Annotated in this window: 24 protein-coding genes; all 24 read right to left on the bottom strand. The window is 60.9% G+C overall.

The annotated features are described in order from the left end of the window. Window positions 1-44: 44 nt before the first annotated feature. Window positions 45-1,082: a cytochrome b gene (locus tag ACWHTU_RS07050; protein ID WP_447862742.1), complete on the bottom strand. Its 1,038-nt coding sequence runs from the start codon at window positions 1,080-1,082 to the stop codon at window positions 45-47. Window positions 1,083-1,139: 57 nt separating this feature from the next. Further along, window positions 1,140-1,649: a QcrA and Rieske domain-containing protein gene (locus tag ACWHTU_RS07045; protein WP_447862740.1), complete on the bottom strand. Its 510-nt coding sequence runs from the start codon at window positions 1,647-1,649 to the stop codon at window positions 1,140-1,142. A gap of 10 nt (window positions 1,650-1,659) precedes the next feature. Beyond that, the gene (locus ACWHTU_RS07040) at window positions 1,660-2,826 is read right to left on the bottom strand and encodes an ammonium transporter (RefSeq protein WP_447862738.1); all 1,167 of its coding nucleotides are present in this window, start codon (window positions 2,824-2,826) and stop codon (window positions 1,660-1,662) included. After that, the gene (locus ACWHTU_RS07035) at window positions 2,826-3,059 is read right to left on the bottom strand and encodes a hypothetical protein (protein WP_447862736.1); all 234 of its coding nucleotides are present in this window, start codon (window positions 3,057-3,059) and stop codon (window positions 2,826-2,828) included. Before ACWHTU_RS07035 ends, ACWHTU_RS07040 begins: the two co-directional genes overlap by 1 nt. 917 nt (window positions 3,060-3,976) lie before the next feature. After that, a complete protein-coding gene (locus ACWHTU_RS07030) occupies window positions 3,977-4,720 on the bottom strand; it encodes a hypothetical protein (protein WP_447862735.1) in 744 nt (247 codons plus the stop codon). Window positions 4,721-4,919: 199 nt separating this feature from the next. Beyond that, window positions 4,920-5,303, bottom strand: a complete 384-nt coding sequence (locus ACWHTU_RS07025) for a PilZ domain-containing protein (protein WP_447862734.1) — start codon at window positions 5,301-5,303, stop codon at window positions 4,920-4,922. A gap of 21 nt (window positions 5,304-5,324) precedes the next feature. Next, the gene (locus ACWHTU_RS07020; protein ID WP_447862732.1) at window positions 5,325-5,477 is read right to left on the bottom strand and encodes a hypothetical protein; all 153 of its coding nucleotides are present in this window, start codon (window positions 5,475-5,477) and stop codon (window positions 5,325-5,327) included. 552 nt (window positions 5,478-6,029) lie between these two features. Further along, window positions 6,030-7,247 carry an ammonium transporter gene (locus ACWHTU_RS07015; RefSeq protein ID WP_447863325.1) on the bottom strand — a complete coding sequence of 406 codons (1,218 nt, stop codon included), beginning with the start codon at window positions 7,245-7,247 and terminating at the stop codon, window positions 6,030-6,032. Between the two features lie 188 nt (window positions 7,248-7,435). After that, entirely contained in the window at window positions 7,436-7,876 is a 441-nt protein-coding gene (cynS, locus tag ACWHTU_RS07010) for a cyanase (RefSeq protein ID WP_447862731.1), read from the bottom strand. Window positions 7,877-7,917: 41 nt separating this feature from the next. Beyond that, window positions 7,918-8,793, bottom strand: coding sequence for an ABC transporter ATP-binding protein (locus ACWHTU_RS07005; protein WP_447862730.1), 876 nt, complete (start codon window positions 8,791-8,793; stop codon window positions 7,918-7,920). A 46-nt stretch (window positions 8,794-8,839) separates the two neighbouring features. Continuing rightward, a complete protein-coding gene (locus ACWHTU_RS07000) occupies window positions 8,840-9,721 on the bottom strand; it encodes an ABC transporter permease (RefSeq protein ID WP_447862728.1) in 882 nt (293 codons plus the stop codon). A 74-nt stretch (window positions 9,722-9,795) separates the two neighbouring features. Beyond that, window positions 9,796-11,073: a CmpA/NrtA family ABC transporter substrate-binding protein gene (locus tag ACWHTU_RS06995; RefSeq protein ID WP_447862727.1), complete on the bottom strand. Its 1,278-nt coding sequence runs from the start codon at window positions 11,071-11,073 to the stop codon at window positions 9,796-9,798. A gap of 68 nt (window positions 11,074-11,141) precedes the next feature. Beyond that, on the bottom strand, window positions 11,142-12,374 hold the full coding sequence (locus ACWHTU_RS06990; protein WP_447862725.1) for a sigma-54 interaction domain-containing protein: 1,233 nt from the start codon (window positions 12,372-12,374) through the stop codon (window positions 11,142-11,144). A gap of 235 nt (window positions 12,375-12,609) precedes the next feature. After that, a complete protein-coding gene (glnA, locus tag ACWHTU_RS06985; protein ID WP_447862724.1) occupies window positions 12,610-14,019 on the bottom strand; it encodes a type I glutamate--ammonia ligase in 1,410 nt (469 codons plus the stop codon). Window positions 14,020-14,080: 61 nt separating this feature from the next. Continuing rightward, window positions 14,081-16,771, bottom strand: coding sequence for a [protein-PII] uridylyltransferase (gene glnD, locus ACWHTU_RS06980; RefSeq protein WP_447862722.1), 2,691 nt, complete (start codon window positions 16,769-16,771; stop codon window positions 14,081-14,083). Further along, complete coding sequence (locus tag ACWHTU_RS06975; RefSeq protein ID WP_447862720.1) at window positions 16,768-17,106, bottom strand: P-II family nitrogen regulator; 339 nt, start codon at window positions 17,104-17,106, stop codon at window positions 16,768-16,770. The genes glnD and ACWHTU_RS06975 overlap by 4 nt, the downstream gene beginning before the upstream one ends. A gap of 100 nt (window positions 17,107-17,206) precedes the next feature. Then, the gene (locus ACWHTU_RS06970) at window positions 17,207-18,532 is read right to left on the bottom strand and encodes an ammonium transporter (protein WP_447862719.1); all 1,326 of its coding nucleotides are present in this window, start codon (window positions 18,530-18,532) and stop codon (window positions 17,207-17,209) included. Between the two features lie 55 nt (window positions 18,533-18,587). Further along, window positions 18,588-20,366: an NAD+ synthase gene (locus ACWHTU_RS06965; protein WP_447862717.1), complete on the bottom strand. Its 1,779-nt coding sequence runs from the start codon at window positions 20,364-20,366 to the stop codon at window positions 18,588-18,590. A gap of 258 nt (window positions 20,367-20,624) precedes the next feature. Beyond that, window positions 20,625-21,548 carry an urease accessory protein UreD gene (locus ACWHTU_RS06960; RefSeq protein WP_447862715.1) on the bottom strand — a complete coding sequence of 308 codons (924 nt, stop codon included), beginning with the start codon at window positions 21,546-21,548 and terminating at the stop codon, window positions 20,625-20,627. A 15-nt stretch (window positions 21,549-21,563) separates the two neighbouring features. Further along, the gene (gene ureG / locus ACWHTU_RS06955; protein WP_447862714.1) at window positions 21,564-22,247 is read right to left on the bottom strand and encodes an urease accessory protein UreG; all 684 of its coding nucleotides are present in this window, start codon (window positions 22,245-22,247) and stop codon (window positions 21,564-21,566) included. A gap of 16 nt (window positions 22,248-22,263) precedes the next feature. Next, window positions 22,264-22,974, bottom strand: a complete 711-nt coding sequence (locus ACWHTU_RS06950) for an urease accessory protein UreF (RefSeq protein ID WP_447862712.1) — start codon at window positions 22,972-22,974, stop codon at window positions 22,264-22,266. A gap of 51 nt (window positions 22,975-23,025) precedes the next feature. Then, on the bottom strand, window positions 23,026-24,750 hold the full coding sequence (gene ureC, locus ACWHTU_RS06945; RefSeq protein WP_447862710.1) for an urease subunit alpha: 1,725 nt from the start codon (window positions 24,748-24,750) through the stop codon (window positions 23,026-23,028). Next, a complete protein-coding gene (locus ACWHTU_RS06940) occupies window positions 24,747-25,238 on the bottom strand; it encodes an urease subunit beta (protein ID WP_447862708.1) in 492 nt (163 codons plus the stop codon). The genes ureC and ACWHTU_RS06940 overlap by 4 nt, the downstream gene beginning before the upstream one ends. A 47-nt stretch (window positions 25,239-25,285) precedes the next feature. After that, window positions 25,286-25,588 carry an urease subunit gamma gene (locus tag ACWHTU_RS06935; protein WP_447862706.1) on the bottom strand — a complete coding sequence of 101 codons (303 nt, stop codon included), beginning with the start codon at window positions 25,586-25,588 and terminating at the stop codon, window positions 25,286-25,288. Between the last annotated feature and the right edge of the window lie 74 nt (window positions 25,589-25,662).

Genomic DNA, 25,662 nt, shown 5'->3' with positions numbered 1-25,662 from the left:
CGAACCGATCGCCTTTCGCCTAGCGCCTCGCCTCAGACGCCCATTCACATCCTTGTATCCAGAATCATCAGTGCGGCGAATGCGACCACGACCAGGGCCCCGACTACTGCGTTCACGATCGCCATCGGCCACCCTCGTTTCGACAATTCCCGATCGAGAAGCGGATACCCAACGAACACCGCGGCGCCGCCCACCATGCTCCAGAGCGCGACCGGACCGGGCAGCAACGTGATCCACATGTACGGCGCCGAGAAATACCACGGGGGAGAAACGTCCGAAGCGACCTCCTGGGGATTGGCCGGCTGGCCGAGAGTGGGAGGAAAGATCATGACCAGATCGACGATCAAGACCAGCAATCCGGCGGCGATCGCGCCCATCTTCAACGTATGTTCCGGGTAGAACGGGTGGGAGCCCCGGCTTCCCTCTACCTCGGCGAAACCGACAAGTCGGACCACCAGCACGTGACCCAACACGAGACCGGCCAGCAAAACGGGCAAGAGTTTCGTGTGCAGGTCGTAAAGCCGCAAGAGCGTGTTGCCGGACACCTCTTCCCCGCCGCGCAGGAGATAGAGCAGCGGCGTCCCGACGATCGGCAGCGTCCCCAGCATGTTGGTCACGACCGTCATCCCCCAATACGAGACGTTGTCGTACACCAGCGAGTACCCCGTAAATCCCATCGCGAAGGTCACGAACAACACCAGCGCGCCCGTGACCCATTTCAGTTCGCCGGGTGTCCGGTAGGCGCGCGTCAGAAAGACGCGAATCACATGAAAGAGCAAGAACAGGATCATCAGGTCCACCGAGAACTTGTGCAGACCGCGGACGAACCAACCGAGATAGATCTCGTGCGTGATCTGCTCGACGCTTTCGTAAGCCTGCTCCGGCGAGGGTACATAGTAGAACGTCAGCATCAGGCCGGTCGCGACGAGAAGCCCGAACAGGGTGAGCGGAATCGCTCCCAGGGTATACGGCCACCAGTCAAGGTGCTGCGGCAAATCTTTCTGGATATAGTCGATCCAGGTTTTGGTTCTGCCGTTTTGCGCGGCCGCCTTGATCTCCATCGGAGATACTAACGCCTTCACCTTGCCCACCCTCAACGTTCGGCCTTCAGTCCTCAGCGTTACGCCGAGAGCCGACGGCTAACTGCTTTGAAGAATGTTCACGTACAACTGTCCGTTGCGTTCCACCACCTGATACCGGTCCAGCGGGCGCGGTGGCGGGCCGGCGATGTTCCGGCCGGTCCTATCGAATACGCCCTGGTGGCATGGACAGACGAACTGCCCGCGCTCCTTGTTCCAGGAGACCAAACAACCGAGATCGGTGCAGCGCCGGGAAAAGGCCGTGACGCCTTCCTCGGTCTTGAGTACCATGATCTTATGGGTGCCGAGCGTCACAGGGACCGCTTCGCCCATCGGCAGGCGGGCTTCGGTTCCGATCAGAACCGCCTCGTACCGTTTCGACTTTTGACTCGGCACCAGGAACTGCACAAACCGCAGAGCCAGCGCTCCGATCCCGAACAGCGTCCCGAACGCCATGACGGCCTGACTTAAAAACCGCCGTCGCCCGATGTCATCGTGGATCACTGCCATACAGAACCCGTGGCGCGTGAAGCGTTGCCGGTGCGCGTGGAACCGCGCATCACATGGCATGTGTCACGCATCAGGAATACGCTTTCTCCCCATGCTGCGAGAGATCGAGCCCCAGCACTTCGGCCTCTTGGTCAGCGCGCGGCGACATCAGCCGCTGAAGAACCTTGATCAAAAGCACCGTCATCGCGCCGGCGTAGACCCAGGTTACAGCGGCGGCGACCACCTGGGCAAAGAATTGATAGGGATAACCGTAAAACAGACCGTCGCTTCCGTCGGGATTGACCGCCGTGGAAGCAAACAACCCGGTGGAGACCATGCCCCATGTCCCGCCAACGCCGTGCATGCCGAAGACATCCAGCGAATCGTCATACCCCAGGATCGGCTTCACAAAGTTCACGGCCATATAACAGAAGCCTCCGGCTCCGATCCCAATCACCAGCGCCGAGAGCGGGCCGACATAGCCGGCCGCTGGCGCGATCGCTACCAGCCCGGCCACGGCCCCGCTGACCGTACCCAACACGGTGGGCTTGTCCCGTTGCAGCCACTCCGCAGCAGTCCAAGCCAACGCAGCGGAGGCCGCCGCCAGGTGAATCGCCACGAACGCGCTGGTGACCGCAGTCACTGTCGCCACGCCCGGCTTGGCTGCAAAGCCCCACCATCCCACCCAGAGAAAGCCCGCGCCGCAGATCGAGAGAGGAAGATCGTGCGGCATCATGTCCGCTCGCCCGAATCCTTTCCGCGGACCGATCAGGACGGCGGCTACTAATGCCGCCACCCCAGCGCTAATGTGGATGACCGCCCCTCCAGCGAAGTCCAGGCTGCCCAGGTTCGCGAGCCATCCGCCGCCCCAGAGCCAGTACGCGAGCGGACCATAAACCAGCGCTATCCAGAAGACCGAGAACAGCAAAAAAAACGGCAACCGGACCCGTTCCACCACCGCACCAGCCACCAGTGCCAACGCCAGCGCCCCGGCCTCGGCGGAAAAGATCGACAGCAACGGTCCGCTATTCCGCTCCGCATCGGTCACCACCCCGACGATACGGCTCGCTTCCAACCCGAGACCGGCACTCAGCCAGCCGATCGACGCCAGCCCGAGCGCCAGCAGGGGAAGCGCCATGGTGTTGAGGGCATTCTTTTTCCGTACCATCCCGCCGTAAAACAGTGCCACGCCCGGAATGGTCAGAAAGGTGAACGTCCCGGCGACGAGCAGCCAAAGAATCGGATCGGAGTGAGCCATCAGGCAGTTGGCCGAATAAGCGCGACGCGATATTCGCAACGCCGGACCGGCTGAAGCGAAATCGCCTCGGCTCGACTCAGCCGGTCGACCGCCAGAAACACTTGGACCCAACTGGCGTCGGTCAAGAAATGGACGATCTCCTCCAGCATCTGCGGGCCTTGTGTGCGCAAGGCATCGAGGAGTCGCTCTTCGATGGACAACGCTTGCACAAACTCATAGGCCAATGCGCTCATGGTGACCTCCTTTGCCGAGATGTCAGCAACTCCAGTGCCAGGACGCATCACTCGAAAATTCCCTGCGAATACCGACCATTGCCTTGAACAAGGACAACCGGCCCGACAATTTTGTCGGAAAACAGACAAAAAGGGAGGCAGAACCGATCAGATTCTCCAGGTGCCAGGCAGCCCCTTGCGCTTCAAATGCTAATGGGTCTAGATGTACGAAAGGAGAGACAGTAGCGTTGATGAATCCTGCGGACGAGGCCGTTTTCAGCCGAGGGCTGACACGCGGCCCCGCTGCCTGCTCACTGCGTAAAGCGACTCGTTGCAGAAGCCAGACTTGAAGTCATCAAAATAGGTGATCGCATCGGATTTCGTCCAAAGCCCAATGCGTCCGCGCTGAAACTCATGATTGCAAAGGTCGAATACCCTGCGCTCGTCATGGAGCACTTCGATTCGGCAGCCGCGTAATGACCCGCAGCACGTGCCAGCGTCTCATCTCGATCGTCTGGTCCTGTTCTGGAGCATGTGCCGCACCCCTCCACCACACGATAGATCCGAACATTCTGCTCCAAGGGATTGGCGCGCGAGGTAATAGTTCCGGTCGTCGGCAGCACGCCATGTCGGCTTTCCCCTCGACCGGAAAACATACACCTGCACATCAACATCAACCCCGACGATCCCTTTATGAATACGAGCGGCTTATAAGCAGGCTCCGTCCCCGTCCTCTGCAACTGCCCCTCAATACCTACAGCGGGCTTTTGACGCGGTCTGATCGGAGAATTCTCCACTCTCTGGCTAGGCGACCATGGAACAGCGTGCCGACCGAGAAATCCTTGGAAAGGCACTCGCCTGCTCAGCAGCGAATGACCGGAAAAAGCACGCCACCATCTTCCATCATCAGGATCAGGCAACATGGACCGGCGGCCGCGCTAGCGCCATGTTACCGCTTCCCAGTAGAGATGGACGAAAGTTTCATAGGGAGGGAAGTTCTTGGTGTTTTGTTCTTTCGAGCGCACCCACAGGTCGATTTCCATTCCGGCAGGGTCGGTCTCTCCACCGGGCAAGGTCCGTTTGATCGGATACCGCACCTCGTTGGTCTTACGGTCTCTCGACCGCTCCATCACCATAAAGTGAGCCTGGTAGTCCTGATAGAGAACCCGCTCATTTTTCCACACGGTGGCAGTCCCCCATCCCGCGAGATACAGCCATGTCTTGGGGTACAGGGGGTCCCCGTTGCCGGAATCGCCATGCTCGTAAACGCGGCTTGCGATGCCTCCATCCTGATACGGAAGCGACGCAGTAAACCGGTCAAATATGATTCGATAGCGGTCCGCCTTCTCGACGAATTCGGCCACAACCCGACCGGTGTTAGCGAGTTCGTTCACATCGATTTGAATGGTGCCCTCCACAGAATTCAAATGTTTCCCCGCATAGTCGAGATGATCCCAGGGTGGAGCGTCTTGCATGCTGCCGATCAACGTTGCCCGTTCACCCTTGATGTGAAACTCCCCCGTGTAAAACGGATGCTCGACGGCCTTGAAGATTCGGGTGCCTTCCGTCCCCTTGGGCGTTCCAAATACACCCTCATCAGCCGTGACCGAAATCCAGACACCAACCACAACCGAGGCTACAACGACAATCGCCGCGACTTCTCCTCTGTTCAGAACCGCCACCGCATCCTTCCTTTTGCTGATCGAAAAGATGATCCAAAATCCTTTGTTGACCGGAATCGAACTATAAGCCAATTCTTCAACGAAATCGAGCGGAGCAATACTCAGTTTAGGGAGGCTTACCCCACCTAACTGCGAAAAGCTCAGATGCTGCGGGCCGAGCGGACTTTCAAGAAAATAGATATCTCGGGACGGCGGTCACTCAGCAAGTAGGTAAGGACGCAATACGGACGAGGTAGGACGCCACGAATTCGTTGAGGCGCGCCTCAGCTTCTGGAGCGATCCTGACGATTTGCAGTCCGAATTCAAGACCGTTCATCCACCGCACGGCTGCCCGTTCCACGTCCAGAGGTCGCGGATCATTCGGAAGAAACACGCGCAGGGCGAGGTTCATCTCGAAGCCGATCGGATGGTTGCCCTCGATGCGATAGCCGTTGAGAGAGAGATCCAATACCGTTCCGGTGCCCATGAAATTGTCAGCCAAGTAATACACGAAGCATCGGACGGGAATGCGACGGTACAGTCGCCTCCTTGGGAAATCGCCCGTGTCGCCGTTCTCTTTCTCTGGTCCGGAGGAGAGGGTCATGGCTCTTCCTTCGATCTCCGGTCAGCTCCACGCGCTCCTATCCGGCTGGTCATGCGCTCGGACAGGTGGATGCCGTTGCATGGCGGCTTGTGCGAAGCCGATCGGCATTGCGACCTCGTCAACACAGGCCCCAGCCAACACGACCAACGCCGCAAATTCCACAACACTGAACATCGTTACACTCTCCTGGTCGGTCGAACGGTCACCGTTTCCACCCGTCATCAGAAAGCATAAAAGAAATTCCGAGGAGACGGTATTCCTCGAAGAATCTACCTCCAAGGAGGGGATATGTTGCCCAACACTCTTCCTCCCGCTGCGAGGACGCTCAGATTACCGAGACAATCCCGTTGGTTACGAACCCGAGCCGTAGAAAGCGGCATAAACTGTTCGGCAAAGGAACAGTGAATGAGCGACAAGCTCCGAAGGAGGGAAAGGCAGTCGGCGTGTCACGACGAAATGCCTTGGATCGCCCACGGGACGAGGGGAAGTGTGGGAAGAACCGCGTGGATGCGCTCCAACGGCGCCGCCGTTGGATTCCAGGAAGGAATAAACCTGAACGCGCACCCTGTCATGGTCTTCGACGACCGGCACGGTTTCGAACAGCCTTCGGCCACGGCGGAGAACCGCCGCCTTCTCCCCGACAGCATCAGCGTCGGTGACACGTGGAGAGGACAGGTTTGAAGGCAACCGGAAACCCGAGGGCGATGGACGGGGCACGTGGCCGTCTTACGAGTATGCCCGCTCGTTATGCTGGCTGATATCCAAACCGATCGACTCTTCTTCAGGCGACACCCGGAGCCCAACCGTGCGCTGCACCACCTTCAGAATTGCGAACGTCCCGACACAGGAGAACGCCGCGACTGTGAGCGCAGCCACCGCTTGCACGCCGAAGAAACCGGGATTTCCGAAGAAGAGCCCATCAGCCCCGCCGGGGTTGACCGTTTTGGAAGCGAACAGGCCCGTGGCCAAGATACCGAAGATGCCGCCGACGCCGTGGATGCCGACGACATCCAGCGAATCGTCGTAGCCGAATTTCCCTTTCCAGATGATCGCGAGATAACTCAGGGCGCCGGCCGCCAATCCGATCGCCAGCGCGGAGAACACCCCCACATACCCCGCTCCCGGCGTGATGGTTGCGAGGCCGGCGACCGCACCGCTGGCGATTCCCAAGACCGTTGGCGTGCCCCGATGGCTCCACTCGATCAACACCCAGGCCAGCGCTCCGGCAGCAGCCGCCGTGTGCGTGGCCACAAACGCCGTCACCGCGGTCTGATTCGCCCCCAGGGCGCTACCCGCATTGAAGCCGAACCATCCGAACCAGAGCAAGCCGGTTCCCAAAAGCGTCATCGGGAGATTGTGCGGTGCCAGGTAATCGGTTCCGTAACCATGACGCGCACCCAACACCAGCGCGCAGACCAGGGCGCTAACGCCGGAACTGATATGCACGACAGCGCCTCCGGCGAAATCCAGCGCCCCCAGCTTCCCCAGCCACCCTCCGCCCCACAGCCAATGCGCGATCGGCGCGTACACGAACAAGGACCAGAGCGCGGCGAACAGCATCAGCGCGCTGAATTTCATTCGTTCGGCGAAAGCGCCCGTAATCAAAGCCGGCGTGATCGCCGCGAACATGAGTTGAAACACCATGAAGGCCAGATGGGGAACCGTAGGACCGTAAGTCGCATTCGGCGCCAGCCCCACCCCATTCAACGCGACCCAATCGAGCCCGCCGATGAGGCCCCACGTATCGGGACCGAAGGCCAAACTATATCCGATCAACACCCATAACACCGTGACCAGACACAGGATGGCAAAGCTCTGCATGATGGTCCCGAGCACGTTCTTGCTCCGGACCAGGCCGCCGTAGAACAGCGCCAGGCCCGGCATGATCATCGCCAGCACCAAAGCCGACGAGAGCAACACCCAGGCCGTGTCCGCGGCGCTGATCGCGGTCGCGCCTGCCGCAGCCAGTCCATCCTGCGCCCAGGCCGTTTCTCCGGCGGTCAATGACACCGCCCACAGACATGCCGCCGTCATTCTCATGGTCTTCCGCATGATGCTGTCCTGCTCCTCTCGGGCTTCGAGACCGCCCGCCGGGCGAGGCCGGCGGGGCGTTTCCCCTCGGATGCGTCCGATCAGAACGTCTTATACTCCAGCCACTTGCCGTTCAGCGTGATCTTGCAGCGGGCCTCCCCCTGGCTGCCGGTCACTTTCTCCATGTCGATCGTAAAATCGATGGCGCTCATGATCCCGTCACCAAACAGCTCGTTGGCCATCTCGCGCAGAGCGTCGCCGTAGACCCCGACGATCTCCAGCAGCCGGTACTTGAACGGATCGGTCGTGTTAGGAAAATCCGTCCGCACCGGAAACCGGCTCAGCGCTTCCGTCGTCTCCTTGTCCAACTCCAACAACTTGCCGACTTTTTGGGCTTCGTCCGGAGTTAACCGGTGATTACCGTTCAATGCAGCCGCGACGAACATCGGGCTTTTGCCGATGGTCTTCGCCACTTCGGCGATCGTCACCTTCTTTGCCAGCCGTTTGGCCTTGATGATGTCCCGTGGTTTCTTCGCTTCCATGTGCCCCCTCCTTCCGTGAATGGCCGTCCGCCGACCTCGACTCAGCGCAACACAAGCGAATCCTTTTCGAAGTTCACCACCAGCGGTTCCGCGCCGGCCGCCCGGTCCAAAGAACCTTCCTCCCTGCCGTCCGGTCCGCGCGCGGCGTGGCGGACCAGGAAATGGATGATGTGATTTCTGATCTTGTAATAATGCGGATGCTCGATAATGGTGGATCGTGCGCGAGGACGGGGAATGGTTACATCGACGATCTCGGCGATCCGCGACGCCGGGCCGTTGGTCATCAGCATGATTCTGTCCGACAGCAGGATAGCTTCGTCCACGTCGTGCGTCACCATAAACACCGTGTTCCGGGTGGCATTCCACATTTGGATCAACTCTTCCTGGATCACCCCCCTGGTCAACGCATCGATCTGCGCAAAGGGCTCGTCCAGCAACAGCACCTTCGGTTCGATGGAAAACGCCCGGGCCAATCCCACACGCTGTTTCATGCCGCCGGACAGCGCCGCGGGCTTCTTGTTCTCGGCCCCCGTGAGCCCGACCAGCGCGACATATTTGCGCACATGGGCAGCCACCCGTCCCCGGTCCCATTCCGGATAGGCGGACCGCACGGCCAGCGCGATGTTGTCGAACACCGTCATCCACGGCATCAACGCGAAGCTCTGAAACACCACCATCCGGTCCAGTCCGGGCCCGGAGATTTCTTTTCCATTCAGAATCACACCGCCCTCGGTCATCGGCTCCAGACCGGCGATGATGTTCAGCAGGGTGCTTTTGCCGCACCCGGAATGGCCGATGACCGTCACGAACTCGCCTTTCTCGACCCGAATCGTGACGTCCTTGAAGATACACACCTGACCGATCCCCGACGGACTGGGAAAGTATTTGCTCACGTGGTCGACTTCCAGAAAAGCCATGGGTCGTTCTCCTGAGAGCCGGCCGCTGATCGCCAGCCGCTTGGCTCTACTCCTGATACGTCACCGATCCCGCCAGTTTGTTGAAACCAGAGTCCAGGATGACACCGACGACGCCGACAACCAAAATGGCGAAGATGACGCCGGCGATATCCAAGTTGTTCCATTCGATCCAGCTCAAATAGCCGACCCCCAACTCGCCCAACAGCATCTCGGCCGGCACCACAGCCACCAATGCGCTCCCGAACGAGATGCGAAGCCCGTTCACGATCGTCGGCGCCGCGCCAGGCAAGATGACCTTGAACAGCCGCTTGAACCAAGAAAGTTGCAGAATCGCGGCCACATGGAGGTACTCTTTTTTGAGCGAATTCACGCCGAAGGCGGTGGTCGCCAGAGTCGGCCACAGGGAAGCCATGAAGACCACGAGAACCGCGGTCCATTTCGGGTCCTTGACTGTGTAGAGCAGCAACGGCATCCAGGCCAGAGGCGAGATCGGCTTGAGAATCTGGATATACGGATTGATCGCCCGGAACAGCACACGGTTAAGCCCCAACACGACGCCGAGAACGATCGCCACGACTGACGCGGCGAGAAATCCGCCGGCGAACCGAGAAACCGTATAGATCACGAGATACCCGATGCCGTGATCGTTGGTCCCTTTCTTCACAAAGGCTTCGGCCAACTCGGTGCGCGCCTTTTCCAGAACCGCCAGGGGGCCGGGTATGCCTTTCACCTTCTCTTTGTCCGGATTCCAGACGTAGGTTCCGTCCTCCAACCTGATAATGTCCCCGTTGAATTCCATCAATTGGAGCTGCTCCTCGGTCAACCCTCGTGGATCAAACGACGGCCGCAGCGTGAACAAATGCCACGCCAGCAGAAACACCACGAGCAAAAACCCTGAAATCACCCACGGATTCCCCTTGCCCACCACAGCTTCATCCCTCTCCGACTTTCTTGTTTCCCAGCGTATTCTCCCCTTCGTTGAAGCAGTCTCGCCCGCCACCCTCAGACCATGCTGTGAATTTTGAAGCTCTTCACATACGCCTCCGGCTGATCGGGATCGAAGACGCGGCCCATAATCGTGTGTTTCATCATGGTCGATTGGTGCGTCGGATAACCCAATTCCTTCGCGATCTTGTCGCACCCCGAGGCCAGGTACACTTGTTCGGCGACCGCCTTGTAGTTGATTTCGCCTTTGAGATGGCCCCACCGTTTCATCTGCGTCAAAATCCAGATTGCCATCGAATGCCACGGGTAGGGATCGAAGTCGATGCGGTCCGGAATGTTCTGAATCTTGCCCAACCCATCGGCGTAGGTGCCGGTCAGCACCTGTTCCAGCACGGTGACGGGCTGATTGAGATAATTCGCCGGAGCGATCGCCGCCGCGATTTCCTTACGGTGCATCGGGTTGGAGGCGTAATGGGTCGCGTCAACGATGGCCCGCCAGAGGGCAAGAAACGTGTTGGGGAAGGCGGAAGCGAACTCCTTTGTCACCGTGAAGGCACAGCACGGGTGCCGATCCCAGATCTCTTTGGACAGCTTGTAAATGAATCCGACGTTTTCGTAGACCGCGCGCTGGTTGAAGGGATCCGGCCCGAGATACCCGTCCACGTTGCCGGCCTTCAGGTTAGCGACCATTTCCGGCGGCGGTACCACGCGGATCTGCACATCCTTGTCCGGATGGATCCCGCCTTCCGCCAGGAAATAACGGAGCAGGTAATTGTGCATGGAGTAGTCGAACGGGACGCAAAACCGGAACCCTTTCATGTCCGCCGCGGTCTTCACGTTCTTGTGCTTGATGTGCAGCGTGATCGCCTGTCCGTTGATGTTTTCCACCGCTGGCATGTAGATCGGTGTGGCCATCGAGCCGGCCCCCAGGGTGATGGCCAGCGGCATGGGCGTCAACATGTGCGCTGCATCAACCTCCTTGTTGACGGCCCAATCGCGGATCATGGCCCATCCCGCCGCGCGCTTCACCGAGGCGTTCAGCCCGTGCTTTTTATAAAAGCCCAGCGGCTCGGCCATGATGATGGGCGTGCCGCAGGTGATGGGGATGAAGCCGATGCTCACATCCTTTTTTTCCGGCTTGCCAGCCGGATCGGCCGCGAAGGCTTTCAGTTCGGCCAGTGGAAAAACCTCCGCAATCAGCGCGGTCAGCGCGGCGCTCCCCATGCCGGCCAGAAACTGCCGCCTGGACGGCTCAGCCGCGCGCAACACGGCTTCGACCACTGACTCTTCAACGGTCCGCTCGAAATATTGCTCGGGCGACAATGTCGGCCTCATCGCCTCCTCCTTCCCTTACCGGTCCGTTTTTTCCCGATCATCCGATCTTCGTCATTCCGCCACCGGTTTCATGGCCCACGGATCCCGTACTTTTTCATTTTGTACGCGACCTGCCGCGGCGTAAGTCCCAACGCCCGCGCAGCCCTTGCCTGGACCCACCCGGTCCGCTCCAACGCCTCGAGAAGCCTTTGGCGCTCGATCTCCTGCAAACTCTCTCCTAGCGGGAGCCGCTCTTTGCCCGCCAGAGTCCCGCCGCTGCACTCCTCCCGCGCCACGTGTCGCATGTCAGCGAAATAGCCACGCAGCGATGGCGGTACGGTGTCGATGGTCATCCGGTCCCGCTCCGCCATCACGACCAGCCGTTCCACGCAGTTCTGGAGTTCCCGGACGTTGCCCGGCCAGTGATAGCTGGACATCAAGGCCAGAAGATCGTCCCCTAGGGACACCTGCCGCCGGTTCTCGCGATTGAAGCGGGCCAGAAAGTGATTGATCAGCAACGGCACGTCCTCGGCGCGCTCACGCAAGGGAGGCAGTGTGATCGGCACGACGTTCAGTCGATAATACAGGTCCTCCCGGAACGCGCCGCTCCGCACCATGGCCTCCAGATCCCGGTGCGTCGCGGCGATGAGCCGCACATCCACCGAGATCGACCGATTGCCGCCGACCCGTTCGAAACAGCGCTCCTGCAACACCCGCAGCAGCTTCACCTGCGTCGTCGGCGGGATGTCGCCAATCTCGTCCAAAAACAGAGTCCCGCCGTCCGCCTGCTCGAAGCGTCCTTTGCGCGTCTCGACCGCGCCCGTGAAAGCACCCCGCTCATGGCCGAACAACTCGCTTTCCAACAGCGTCTCGGTCAACGCCGCGCAGTGGAGCCGGATGAACGGACCGCCCGCTCGCGGCCCTTCCACGTGGATAGCCTTCGCCACCAGCTCTTTGCCGGTTCCGCTCTCGCCGCGCAGCAGTACGGTCGCCTGGCTGTGGCTCACCCGCCTGATCGCCTGGTAGACCTCCAGCATGGCCGGACTCTCTCCGACGAGACTGGCAAAGCCTGATTCCTGGGTCGACAGCGATTCACCGGATTCGCCTCCCGGAAACATCTTTGCACGAAGGCGTCGGAGACGGTCCCGCGTCAAATCGAGCGCCTGCGTCAGTTTCTGCTGAAGCGCGCCTGCCCCGGCCAGCACCGCTTCAATCGCCTCGAGCGCGGCCACCTCTTCCCGCAACCGTTCTTCCTCGGTCAGATCGGTCACACTCACCACGTGTCCACCGGTGCGATCCCGTCGGCCAAGTTTGGCCGACAAACAAAAAGGCGCCACACATCCCATCGCGACAGACGAGACACATCTCCCGCGATGGCGGTTGGCGCCTTTGCCATTGCGCCGGTCTCTAACACGCGACCGGCGTCCCGCCCGACGACGTTGTCGGGCTTCACGTTGCGCGAATAGCAAACAGCCGTCAGTCTTTCAGCGACACGCTCCTTTGTGTCGCGTTCTGCTATCCGTTTAGGCTGTTCGCCAGATACCGTTAGTGTATCGCCTACACGTCGTAATACATGAAATATTCGTACGGATGGGGTCGCAGGCGGAGTTGGTCGACTTCTTTGCTCCGCTTATAATTGATCCAGGTCTCGATGAAATCCTCGCTGAACACGCCGCCCTTAAGCAGAAACTGGTGATCGCGCTCCAGATTGTTGAGCGCCTCGTCCAGACTGCCCGGCATGGTCGGAATCTTCGCCGCCTCCTTGGGTTCCAAATCGTACAGGTCCTTGTCCGCCGGTTCGCCCGGGTTGATCTTGTTCTCAATCCCATCCAGTCCCGCCATCAACATGGCGGCGAACGCGAGATAGGGATTGCAGGCCGGATCAGGGAACCGCACTTCGATCCGCTTGGCCTTGGGACTGGGCGAATACATTGGGATGCGGATGCCCGCCGACCGGTTGCGGCTCGAATAGGCCAGCAGCACCGGCGCTTCAAAGCCCGGCGTAAGCCGCTTGTAGGAATTCGTCGTTGGATTGGTGAACGCGGCGAGCGCCTTCGCGTGCTTTAGAATGCCGCCGATGTAATACAGGCACGTCTGGGAGATGCCGGCGTACTCCTTACCCGCGAACAGCGGCTTGCCGTCCTTCCAGATGCTTTGGTGCGTATGCATGCCGGACCCGTTGTCGCCAAAGATGGGCTTCGGCATGAAGGTTACCGTTTTGTTGTGGCGTCGCGCGACGTTCTTCACGATGTATTTATACATCATCATCTTATCGGCCATGTTGACCAGCGTGTCGAAACGGATGTCGATCTCCGCCTGGCCCGCCGTGGCGACTTCATGATGATGTTTTTCCACCAACATGCCGACCTTTTGCATCTCCAAGATCATTTCGCTGCGGATGTCCTGTTGCGTGTCGGTCGGCGCCACGGGAAAGTAACCTTCCTTATGCCTGGGCTTCGAGCCGAGATTGACGCCTTCCTTACCTGCGTTCCAGATCCCCTCATCGGAATCGATGAAATAGTACCCGCTGTGGCTGTTCTGATCGTAGCGGGCGTGATCGAAGATGAAGAACTCGGCTTCTGGCCCCCAGTAAGAGGTGTCGCCGATCTTCGTGCTCTGCAAATATTTCTCCGCCTTCTGCGCGATGAACCGCGGATCGCGGTCATAATTCTCGCGCGTGATCGGATCGACCACATTGCAGACCAAGCTCAAGGTCGGCACAGCGGCAAACGGGTCCAGACAGGCCGTGGCCGGGTCTGGGATCGCCAACATGTCGCTGTTCTGGATCGCCTTCCAGCCGCGGATCGACGACCCATCGAATCCCGATCCATCCTTGAAGAGGCCTTCGTTCAGTTCCTCGACCGGAATCGAGAAGTGCTGCCACGTCCCCAACAGGTCGCAGAACTTGAGATCCACCACCAGCACTTTATGTTTCTTCGCAAATTCCAAAACCTCTCGCACATTCATGCCCTTTCCTCCTTCGTTGAGAAGGCTCCGCCGAACTCGTCGGCGCAGCCGCGGCCGGTACTCATGCGACCTTCTTGCTGAGGAACGCTTCGATCTCCGCCTCCACCGCAGCGCGGATGGCCTCCAAGCGGGCGTGGTCCTCGATCTTCCGGCCTTGCAGGTCCGTCACGTAAAACACGTCGGCGACCTGATCGAGCCGCGTGGAAATACGGGCCGCGTGCACCGACAGGTTGAGCCGGAAGATCGCGTTGGTGATGACGTACAGCAGGCCCTGACGGTCATCCGCAAACACATCGATGATCGTGAACCGGTCGGACGTCTCGTTGTCGAGCCGTACTTCGGTCGGCTGCCGGTTGGACGGAAACAGTCGGCTCGACGAGATCCTGGCGCTGCGCCGCATCAACTCGTCGATCCGCACCTCGCCCTTCAACGCCGCGACGATGGTGCGGCTGATCGCTTGCAGTCGCTCCGGCGGCGGCGCGCCGTTGTAGTCCGGATCGGCCGCCTGGAACGTGTCGACGACAACGCCGTCGTGGCGGGTGAGAATCTGCGCGTCAAGAATCTGCAGCCCGCTGGCCGCCATGACGCCGGCGATCTTGGAAAACACCCCAGGAATCAGATCGTTGAACGTCACCACCGCATACTCACAGGTGCCCAGCGACGGATTGAACTCCGCCTCCACCAACACCTGCCCTTCCTTGAGCCGGCTGATCGCCGCCAGATGGGCCGCAATGCGATTCGGCGGCGTGCCGTAGACATACCGCAGGGGAAATTGTCGCAGTTGCACTTCGATCCAGTCGGAAGCCGCAGCGTTCAGCCCCACGAGCGAGGCCTGTTGCGCCACCTCACTCACCACTCGTTTCCACCGCTCTGGCTCGTCCGCCGTCCCCCGTTCGCCCGAGACTTCTGGCATCGTCTGCAGATAGAGTTCGATCAACAGCGATTCCTTCCACTTCGTCAACATGCCAGGACCCACCGCGGCAATATCGGCCGCCGTGAGAATCAGCATTTTCCGCAGCACTTCGGGCGTCCCTACTTCACGGGCGAACGGCAGCAGCACCTTCTCGTCGTAGGGATCGCGCCGAAACGCCGTGTGGGCCATGAGCAAATGCCGGTGCACCAGGAAGACCAGCGTGCGCGTCTCCTGCTCGTCGAACCCGAGCAGCGCCGCCGCATCCTCCGCGATCCTTCTCCCGACTTCGCAGTGATCTTCCTCGCGGCCCTTGCCCAAATCGTGAAGCAGCACGGCCAGGTGCAGGATGTCCTTGCGTTTGATCTGCCGGTAGACATCGCCCAGCATTCCCTGATCCTGCTCTAACGCTTCGGCCTTCGCCACAGCCAACAGACTGTGCTCGTCCACCGTGTACTTGTGATACTGATTGAACTGCATCAGGCCGCGCACCGTCGCGAAGGCGGGGATCAATTTCTCCAGCAGGGACGCTCGGTGCATGGCCTGTAACGTCTGCGCCGCTCCGGGACCGGACAGAATACGCGCAAAGCTCCGGCTGACGTCGGGTGTGCGAAACGCTTCGCCTGGCAGGTGCCCGGCGTGGCGATGGATGTCCTCCAGCAAAGACGGGTCGAGTGCCAGCCGCCTTTCCCGCGCCAGGTCGAAAAGTCGCAACAGCCTCGCGGGGCTGTTCAACACACGGGTCCGCCGCTCGGCGCGGACGCCGAGCGCGTCGCCGATCACAACGAAATCCTCCTCCACGCGGGGCGCCGGCAGGATCCGGACCAGCCGCTGCCGGAACGGCACGCTGCGACAGCGGTCCACAAACCGCATGCACCGCTCGTGCAACCCCATCGTGTGGCGGTAATACTGTTGCATGAACTGCTCGACGGCCAGCAGGTTCGGCTTGTCACGGAATCCGAACTTTTCGGCCAACCAGACCTGTTCATCGAACGTCAGGATCTCCTGCGCCATTCCAGCTCGAAAATGCATGAAGGCCCGCACACGCCAAAGAAATTCACGCGCGTCGCACAACGCCGCGTAATCCTCCCGGGAGATCAGGCCGCGGTCGGACAGTTCGCGGACCGTCGGCGCATGAAAGCGGGCCATCCCCGCCCATTGCAGCATGTGCAGGTCCCGCAACCCGCCTTTGCTTTTTTTGACGTTGGGCTCCAGTAAATACACCGTTTCGCCGAACTTCTCGTACTCGCGCCGTCGTTCGGCGAGCTTGCGCTCCAGATAGGCGTCCGTGCCTTTCGACACCACCTTGCGGAAATACTTCCCGTGGAATTCCTGAAACAACTCGGGACTGCCAGCCAGGAACCGCGCTTCCATCAGGGAGGTCCGAATCGTCAAATCCGTTGCGGCCAGTTCGACGCAATCCTGGATCGTCCGTACGCTGTGACCCACTTGAAAACCGACATCCCAGAGTGGGTGCAGCACGCGGCGGACCAATTCCGGCACCACACGGTCCGCTTCCGGCCGGAACAGAAACATGAGATCAATGTCCGAATGGGGCGCCAGCTCCCGGCGGCCGTACCCGCCCAGTGCGACCAGACAGCAGTGTTGGGAGCTGGCCAGGACGAAGTCCTCCCCGCCCTTGCGCACCGCGTTCCGGTACCGTCCGGCGATGAGGCCGTCCACCAGATCGGTGATCGCCGAGACCACTTCGGCGCCGGAGGCGCCGTCTTCCAAGCGCTGGTGGATGGCGCGGCGGTGCTCGGCTAACATCGTCCCGACGCTTTCGACCTCGCCGTCTCCCAGAACGTTGAGGGAGGAATCGTGTCCCGGAACGGATTTCACAATGCGCTTTCCCCCGTTTCGCCAGTCCTGATGCGGACCGCTGCGCTCAGGTCCCGCACGAAGATCTTGCCGTCGCCGATGCTGCCGGTTTTGGCCGTCCGGGCGATCGTCTCGATCACGCGAGGAACCTGGTTGTCAGTCACCGCAACCTCGATCTTCACCTTGGGCACGAACTCGATCGTGTACTCCGTGCCGCGGTACGTCTCTTTGTGACCCTTCTGCCGACCGAATCCCTTGACCTCGGTCACCGTCATCCCCTGAATGCCGATCTCGAGGAGCGCATCCTTCACTTCATCCAGTTTGAACGGCTTGATGATCGCTTCGACCAGCTTCATAACATCTCCCTCAGCGAGCAGCGAATCGCCGCCGGCACGTCGCCGGGTTTGCTCGCCGCGCTACCCTATGCGCCATTCGCTGCTTGCTATTCGCTCCTCATCACGAATACGCCCGTTCGTTGTGTTGTGTCAGGTCCAGCCCAGTGGCTTCTTCTTCGTGCGAGACGCGCAGCCCCATCGCGTTCTCGACCAACTTCAGGATGACATAGGAGCCGACGAAACTGAACACCGCGGCCGACACCACCGCCACGGTTTGAACGGCCAACTGGGAGGAATTGCCGAAGAACAGGCCGTCTGTCCCGACGGGATTGATCGCCTTGGACGCGAACACCCCCACCGCCAACGTCCCCAGCACGCCTCCGATGCCGTGCGTCCCGACGACGTCGAGGGTGTCATCATAGCCGATCCGTCCCTTCCACACAATCGCCAGATAGGAGCAGCCTCCCGCGACCAGACCGATCAGGATCGCGGCGTTCGGACCGACGAACCCGGCGCCGGCTGTGGATGTGGCCAGACCGGCGACGGCGCCGCTGGCCACCCCGAGAACGGTGGGTTTGCCGCGATGTTGCCATTCGACGATCATCCAGGAGAGAGCGGCGGCCGCCGCCGTCAGATGCGTGACTACCAGTGCATTGACCGCCACCGCATTGGCGCCCCTCGCGCTCCCGCCGTTGAACCCAAACCAGCCGATCCAGAGCAGGCCCGCGCCGAGGAGTACATACGGAAGGTTGTGGGGCGCCATATAATCCGTTCGCCACCCACGCCGCCGCCCTACGACCAGCGCACAGGCCAGCGCGCTCAACCCGGAGCCGATGTGGACGACGGTCCCCCCAGCGAAATCGACGGCACCCAGTTTGCTCAGCCACCCTCCACCCCAGATCCAATGGGCTAGGGGCGCGTACACGAACAGCGACCACAGCACGGTGAACGCCAACATGGCGCTGAATTTCATCCGCTCGGCGAAAGCGCCGGTGATCAACGCCGGGGTAAACGAGGCGAACAGCAATTGGAACAGCATGAAGGCCGTGTGTGGAATTGCCGGACCGTAAGCCGGATTGGGCGTCGCCCCGACACCGCTCAGACCAGCCCAATCGAGTCCCCCGATCACGCCGCCACGGTCCGGCCCAAAGGCGAGGCTGTAGCCGCAAATCACCCAGACGAGGCTGACCGCGCACAGGATGGCGAAGCTTTGCACCATCGTGCCGATCACGTTCTTGCTGCGGACCAGCCCGCCGTAGAAGAAGGCGATGCCCGGCGCGATCATCGCCAGCACCAGAGCGCACGCGGTCAACATCCAGGCCGTGTCTCCGCTGTCGATTCCTCTCGCAGCGGGCGCAGCGCCTTGCGCCCATACGTCGGCGGCTCCCCCCAGGAAACCGATGACGGCCCCCGCGATCAGCACCCCGCACCGTTTTCGTGTTTCCACCACGGCCTCCCCCTTGGTATCCACCGGCGACCGCGTCATCGTCGACCGGCGGAGGTCACATGCTCCGGTATCCGTTCGTGATCGGCATTCGCCGATCCTTGCCGAACGCCCGATGCGTGATCTTGATCCCGATCGGCGCCTGACGCCGCTTGTATTCGCTGCGATCCACCATCCCGATGACCTGCGCGACGGTCTCGCGGTCGAACCCCATGGCGACGATCTCTTCGAGCGACCGATCTTCCTCCACATAGGCTTTCAAGATCGGATCCAGCGTCGCATAGGGAGGCAGCGTGTCTTCATCCTTCTGACCGGGTTTCAGCTCGGCCGTCGGCGGGCGATCGAGGATCCGTTTGGGAATCACCGCACGCTCGCCCCAGCGATTGCGCAGCCGCGCCAGTTCGTACACCATCGTCTTGGGCACGTCTTTGATCACCGCAAAGCCGCCGGCCATGTCCCCGTACAGCGTGGCGTACCCGACGCTCATTTCGCTCTTGTTGCCGGTGGTCAGGACGAGATGTCCGAACTTATTGGAGAACGCCATCAGGATGTTGCCCCGGATCCTGGCCTGCAAATTTTCCTCCGTCGTGTCGGCAGGCCGGTCTCCGAAGATCGGCGCCAGTGCTCTCAGGTAGGATCGGAACGGCCCGGTGATGGGAATCGTCCACAGCGCGATGCCCAGCCGCCGGACCAGATCGGCGACATCCTCGCGGCTTTCTCTGGAGGTGTACGGCGACGGCATGAAGACGCCCAGCACGTTGGCCGGCCCCAGCGCGTCTACCGCGATCACCGCCGTCAACGCCGAATCCACACCCCCGCTGAGCCCGATTACTACGCGCTTGAACCCGTTCTTGCGCACATAATCGCGCACGCCCAGCGTCAAAGCCCGATAGACCTCTTCGATCGAATCAAGCGGCGTCGCCAACGGCGGAACGACGGGCATCCGCTTCCGGCTGGCGGTCGGCATCACAAGATCGACTCGGTCGATCACCGAAGCGAATTTCCCGGCCAGCGCCTTCCTTCGGCCATGCGCCATCCGGAACCGGGCCACTGCCTCAATGTTGAGATCGGCAACCAGGAGGTCCTCCTCGAACGCCTTGCCCCGCGCGATCACGTCACCCGTCTGATCCAGAATCAGACTGTTCCCGTCAAACACCAGCTCGTCCTGCCCGCCGACGGTGTTGGTGTACGTCAGGATCACGCCGTTTTCGCGCGCCCGGGTGGCCAGCATCTGTTCTCGATACCGGCTCTTGCCCACGTGAAAGGGGGAGGCGTTGATGTTGACGATCACCTCCGCGCCGGCCCACGCCTGAATCCTGGTCGGTCCTTCCGGTAGCCAGATATCTTCACAAATGTTTACCCCCAAGACAGTGCCGTTCAGCGTCACGATGGGAAGGCGCCGACCCGGATGAAAATATCGGCTCTCGTCGAACACGCCGTAGTTCGGCAAGAACCACTTGCTGTAGGTTGCGACCACACGCCGATCCACGATGACAGCGGCGGCGTTGTAAAGTTCGTGCCGGCTGGCAGGGACGACCATCGGCGAGAGGCTCTTGTGCCCAGACACCCCGCCTTGCCCCACATATCCTATGACCGCGGCGATATCCCGGCATTCCCGAACCACTTCTTGCAGCGCCAGACGATTGTCCTCGACGAAGCGAGGTTTCAATAAGAGATCTTCGGGCGGATAGCCCGTCACCGCCAATTCAGGGAAAGCCGCCAGATCCGCTTTGGCCTTTCTGGCCTCGCGGAGCCACCCGACGATCCGTTTGACGTTGCCGTCCAGATCACCCACCGTAGGATTCATCTGGACCATGGCGATACGAAACGAACGCATGGTGATATCCGTTTTCAGTCCTCAGCTAGAAAGGAGCCAAGGAGGCCGTTCCCTCTTCAAATCTTTAAGCCACCAACTCGGACCTGGAGGCTCCCCCAAAAAAAAACGCCCTCAATCCCGCTCGGGGACCGAGGACGTCATTGTCCACCGACCAATACGTTGTCTTCGTTGAAGGGAGACGCCGTTGTCTCCCCCAAAGCGGGGCTAGGATAGCACCTGAACCGCAGAACTGTCAAATCCCTTACAGGGAAATCCATTTCAATATTTTCGCCACACCACAGGCGGCAAGTTCCACAGTTCCCTTCTCGTGGCCTGCCAGAGCCCATCGAGCACGAAGGCAAGATCCGGCGCGGACCGGGCGACCAATTTCACCGCCAGGCCAGTGACGGCCGGCCGGGAGACGCCGCCGAGGATTCGCTCGGGTCGCTCATCGAGGAGGGACGCCAAACGTTCTTCCAATCGCTTCCAGACTTCGTCATCCACAGCTTCACTGACCACATACAGCGAGGCGACATAGTTCCACGGTTCAACCAGACCCACTTCGCCGGAGCTGTCGCCAGGGCAAAGAGTGTATCGCTCTAAAATGGAAGCGCCCGATGCCGTCGCGATTCGAATCTCGTTCTTGAGGCATGCGAACGCCCATCGTTCCCCAGCCGCAATCCGTCCCGAGACAATCGCGTCCCACAGCACGACCGCTGCGCTCGGCGCAAGCGTGACGTGAATGGCTTGGCAAAACCGCGACCCGGCGAACGGAATAGTCGGCTCCGGAATCCACTCGAGGATGGCCTCCGGGCCAACCGTTATCTCGACAACCTGCGCGGCCTGTGCCCCCAACGAGCGGTAGACCTTGTTCGCGGAGGGCGTGGACATGAGCACATGCGCGCGCCCTCCCAGCGAGAGGTTGAGCGTCAGATGGTCGCCACCAACCAAGCCGCCGGAAGGATTGAGCAACAGCGTATAGGCGCACCCCGTGTCGTCGAGATAGATGGGTGGCAAGAGATGCCAGGGGGTGCGGCAGGATGACCGGGAAAGCACCGTTTGCGGTCCCTGCCGAACATACTCCAGTGCCAACGTTCCCTTCCGGCCGACGGACGAGACTCCGGAATAGGTCGAGGTTCGAGACTCAAGGTTCGCGACAAACGGAGACTCGTTCTTCAACTTCGAGCGGCGAACTGCGACCATATAACCGTCCGCAATCTACACCCCAACTTTCCTCTTGCTTGCGACCACGTGTTCCACCCACTCGACCACTCGAGCCAATCCCTCGCCGCTCCGGAGGTTCGTAAAGACGAACGGCAGATCGCCGCGCATGCGGCGGCTATCCCGCTCCATCACTCCCAGATCGGCCCCGACATACGGAGCCAAGTCAATCTTGTTGATCACCAAAAGATCCGACCGCGTAATGCCCGGGCCCCCTTTGCGGGGAATCTTGTCGCCTTCCGCCACATCGATCACGTAGATAACGTAATCCACCAGTTCTGGGCTGAAGGTGGCTGCGAGGTTGTCGCCGCCGCTCTCGACGAACAGCAGTTCTACATCAGGGTGGCGCCGCACCAGGTCATCGATGGCTTCCTGATTGTGCGAGGCGTCCTCGCGGATGGCGGTATGCGGGCAGCCGCCTGTCTCTACGCCGAGAATACGGTCCTGCGGCAACACACCACGCCTGGTCAGAAATTCCGCGTCTTCTTTCGTGAAAATGTCGTTCGTCACCACGGCGAGGCTGTAGCGACCGCGCAACTGCTTGCAGATGGCTTCCACCAGTGCCGTCTTGCCCGAGCCCACCGGCCCGCCGATGCCGATGACCGGGATGTGCTTGGCGCGGGCTCGCGTGGGTCTGCCGCCGCCGTGAGGACCGTGGTCATGGCGATGTTGGCCGCCCATATAGAGACGCTCTCAGCTAGGACCTAAACAGCCGCGACTCCAGTTGGCTATGCCGCATGGCGTAAATATCCTGCACCGGCGACCAGGACGCGAGCGCGGACCAGCCTGGCGTCTGCCTGCTCAAGTGCGCGACCAGCGGAGCCCACTGCTCGAGCAACCGCTGGCCTTCCCGTTGTCCCACCGGCAAGAGCTTCATCGCGGCTGAGACAAACCCCACGGCCGTCTGGTAGAGATAGGCGGCAACCGTGTCGGTTCTCGTCCATCCGCAGGTGGCCAGCGCCAAACCGATGCTCACAGGAAAGTGTCCGGGGGCGCGATCCTCTTCAACTGCCGTCCGGAATTCCTCAAGAAGCCGGTACGCTCTGAACTGCTCGGCCGCCACTCGGATCACCTGTCGTCCCATTTGCCGGCTCGCCATCCGTGACTCTCGGCCGATCTTCATCGCATCCAGTTCACGATCAACCTTCAGCGCAGCCTCCAACCTGCCGGTCACGACCGCCTGGTGAGCCACCGCTACAGCGACCGCTTCACGCCGGCTTATGCCTCCACGAAACAGATCCTCGACGTACCGGGACAGATCGTCCGCACTTTGCACCGCTCCGCCCCGCACCGCCGCTTCCAACCCCGACGAAAACGCATATCCCCCGGACGGAAAGAAACTGTCGATAAAGCGGAGCCCGCGAATGAGCGAGAGGGTATCCATATCCAGTCGTCGGCTATCCGCCATCAGCTATCTGCAACATATCAGCAACAAGCTGACCGCTGACGACTGACCGCTCTAAAAGAGGAAATACCGTTGCGCCATCGGCAACACCACCGCCGGTTCGCAGGTCAATTGGACGCCATCGGCGGTCACAACGTAGGTTTCCGGATCGACTTCGATCTTGGGCAGGGCGTCGTTCAGCTTGAGGTCGCGCTTGGTGAGACCGCGACACTGCTTGACCGGCACGATCCGTTTCTGCAACCCCAGTTTCTTGGGCACGTCCCGATCCAGCGCGGCCTGTGAGACGAAGGTGAGGCTCGTGCGAAAGAGCGCCCGACCGTAGGACCCAAACATAGGCCGACTGAGGACCGGCTCCGGCGTCGGGATCGAGGCATTTGGATCGCCCATCGCCGCTGTAGCAATGAACCCGCTCTTCAGAACCAGTTCGGGTTTGACTCCGAAGAAGGCCGGCTTCCAGATCACCAGATCCGCGAGCTTGCCGACTTCGACCGATCCCACCTCATGAGCGATGCCGTGGGTGATGGCCGGATTGATCGTGTATTTGGCCACGTAACGCTTCGCCCGAAAGTTATCATGCCGCGCCGAGTCCTCGCCACCACCTGGGGATAGATGACCGCGCTGGATTTTCATCTTATGAGCCGTCTGCCAGGTCCGGATGATGACTTCGCCGACCCGCCCCATCGCCTGCGAATCGGACGACATCATGCTGATCGCCCCCAGGTCGTGCAGCACATCCTCCGCCGCGATAGTTTCTCGCCGGATGCGGGATTCCGCGAACGCCACGTCTTCGGGCACATTCTTGTTGAGGTGATGGCAGACCATCAGCATGTCCAGATGCTCGTCCATCGTGTTGACGGTGAACGGCATGGTGGGATTGGTGGAGGACGGCAAGACGTTCGGCTGCCCGCACACCTTGATGATGTCCGGGGCGTGGCCGCCGCCCGCCCCTTCCGTATGGAAGGTATGGATCGTCCGACCGGCAAAGGCTTTGATCGTATCTTCCACGAAGCCGGCCTCGTTCAACGTGTCCGTGTGGATCGCAACCTGTACATCATACCGCTCGGCCACACTCAGACAGGTGTCGATCGCGACAGGAGTCGTCCCCCAATCTTCATGCAGCTTGAGCCCGATCGCGCCAGCCTCGATCTGCTCGTTCAGTCCCTCAGGCATCGAAGCGTTCCCCTTGCCAAGGAATCCTAAATTGATCGGGATGCCGTCCGACGCTTCCAGCATGCGGTGAATGTTCCAGGGGCCCGGCGTGCAGGTGGTGGCGTTCGTGCCAGTGGCCGGGCCGGTGCCGCCGCCAATCATGGTCGTGATGCCGGCTGACAGGGCCTCCCAATATTGTTGCGGGCAAATGAAGTGGACATGGGTCTCCACGCCGCCGGCTGTGACGAGGCAATGCTCGGCGGAGATGACTTCCGTTCCCGGCCCGATCGTCATACCAGGCGTGACGTTCGGCATCAGGTCGGGATTGCCCGCCTTGCCGATGCCGACGATCCGGCCGTCCTTGATTCCGATGTCCGCCTTGACGATTCCCCAGTAATCCAGAATCAGCGCGTTGGTGATCACCGTGTCCAACGCGCCCCCGGCACTGGTCGCCCGCGACGACTGCCCCATGCCGTCGCGGATCACTTTCCCCCCGCCGAACACCGCCTCGTCGCCGTAGGAGGTGAAATCCTTTTCCACTTCGATCACCAAATCGGTGTCGGCCAGCCGGATCCGGTCGCCGACGGTCGGGCCAAAGAGGTCGTTGTATTGCCGTCTGGAAATCTTCACCGCCCGCCTCCCTTCCGAAGAAAGCCGCGTTCCGCCGCGCGAGCCAGCGCTCCCGCTTTGGTGCTCGGATCGCCCAGCGGTCCTTCGGTCAACCCGTTAATGCCGCGGGCGATCCGGTTCCCGGCCAAAGCCACGAGCGTGACCCGCTTTTCTTCACCCGGCTCGAAGCGCACGGCTGTGCCGGCCGGAATGCAAAGGCGAAACCCGTACGCCTGCTCGCGGTCGAATATCAGCGCCCGATTGACCTCGAAAAAATGACAATGCGACCCGACCTGAATCGGTCGGTCGCCAGTGTTCGCCACGGTGAGTTCCTTGGTCTCGCGCCCCTTGAAGGCCTCGATCTCTTCGGCCCCCAAGAGAACTTCGCCCGGAATGATGGGCTTGGACAGCTCGGCTTTGATCGCGGTGGCCAGAGCGTTCCCCGTGGCCCTCGTATTCTTGAGAGCCTTGGACGGCGTCTTCGTCGTCTTCGTGGTCTTCGTCGGCATGTCATCTCTCCCTGACAGGATCCCAACGATGGCGGCGATGAATGCGATCAGCGGATCGGCTGATGGACCGTGACCAGCTTGGTGCCGTCGGGAAACGTGCCTTCCACTTGAATCTCCGGAATCATCTCCGGCACGCCGGGCATGACATCCTTGCGGGTCAGCAGCGTGGCGCCGTAACTCATGAGATCAGCCACCGACCGGCCGTCGCGGATGCCCTCCAGAATTGCCGCCGTGATATAAGCCACCGCTTCGGGATGATTCAATTTCAATCCCCGGGCCTTCCGATCCTTCGCCACCTGCGCGGCGACATAGATCAGCAATTTTTCCTGCTCTCTCGGCGTCAAATGCATACTTCAACTCCGGAAACGGACGCGAGGCGATGGGCTATGGGCACCCACAAAAAGGCGCCACCACCCTATCTTTT

The sequence above is a fragment of the Nitrospira calida genome, from assembly GCF_976986435.1.
The sequence above is the reverse complement of the archived record's forward strand: the minus strand, read 5'-3'. Positions and strand labels throughout refer to the sequence as shown.

Excerpts from the sequence above, each read along its gene's own strand:
- ACWHTU_RS06940 (WP_447862708.1), bottom strand. The coding sequence starts at position 25,238 with ATGCCGACGAAGACCACGAAGACGACGAAGACGCCGTCCAAGGCTCTC.
- ACWHTU_RS06950 (WP_447862712.1), bottom strand. The coding sequence starts at position 22,974 with ATGGCGGATAGCCGACGACTGGATATGGATACCCTCTCGCTCATTCGC.
- ACWHTU_RS06975 (WP_447862720.1), bottom strand. The coding sequence starts at position 17,106 with ATGAAGCTGGTCGAAGCGATCATCAAGCCGTTCAAACTGGATGAAGTG.
- ureG (WP_447862714.1), bottom strand. The coding sequence starts at position 22,247 with ATGGGCGGCCAACATCGCCATGACCACGGTCCTCACGGCGGCGGCAGA.
- ACWHTU_RS07025 (WP_447862734.1), bottom strand. The coding sequence starts at position 5,303 with ATGACCCTCTCCTCCGGACCAGAGAAAGAGAACGGCGACACGGGCGAT.
- ACWHTU_RS06965 (WP_447862717.1), bottom strand. The coding sequence starts at position 20,366 with ATGCGTTCGTTTCGTATCGCCATGGTCCAGATGAATCCTACGGTGGGT.
- ACWHTU_RS07035 (WP_447862736.1), bottom strand. The coding sequence starts at position 3,059 with ATGAGCGCATTGGCCTATGAGTTTGTGCAAGCGTTGTCCATCGAAGAG.
- ACWHTU_RS07020 (WP_447862732.1), bottom strand. The coding sequence starts at position 5,477 with ATGTTCAGTGTTGTGGAATTTGCGGCGTTGGTCGTGTTGGCTGGGGCC.
- ACWHTU_RS06960 (WP_447862715.1), bottom strand. The coding sequence starts at position 21,548 with ATGGTCGCAGTTCGCCGCTCGAAGTTGAAGAACGAGTCTCCGTTTGTC.
- ACWHTU_RS07045 (WP_447862740.1), bottom strand. The coding sequence starts at position 1,649 with ATGCCATGTGATGCGCGGTTCCACGCGCACCGGCAACGCTTCACGCGC.
- glnA (WP_447862724.1), bottom strand. The coding sequence starts at position 14,019 with ATGAATGTGCGAGAGGTTTTGGAATTTGCGAAGAAACATAAAGTGCTG.
- ACWHTU_RS07040 (WP_447862738.1), bottom strand. The coding sequence starts at position 2,826 with ATGGCTCACTCCGATCCGATTCTTTGGCTGCTCGTCGCCGGGACGTTC.
- ACWHTU_RS07005 (WP_447862730.1), bottom strand. The coding sequence starts at position 8,793 with ATGGCTTTTCTGGAAGTCGACCACGTGAGCAAATACTTTCCCAGTCCG.
- ACWHTU_RS06935 (WP_447862706.1), bottom strand. The coding sequence starts at position 25,588 with ATGCATTTGACGCCGAGAGAGCAGGAAAAATTGCTGATCTATGTCGCC.
- ACWHTU_RS06995 (WP_447862727.1), bottom strand. The coding sequence starts at position 11,073 with ATGAGGCCGACATTGTCGCCCGAGCAATATTTCGAGCGGACCGTTGAA.
- cynS (WP_447862731.1), bottom strand. The coding sequence starts at position 7,876 with ATGGAAGCGAAGAAACCACGGGACATCATCAAGGCCAAACGGCTGGCA.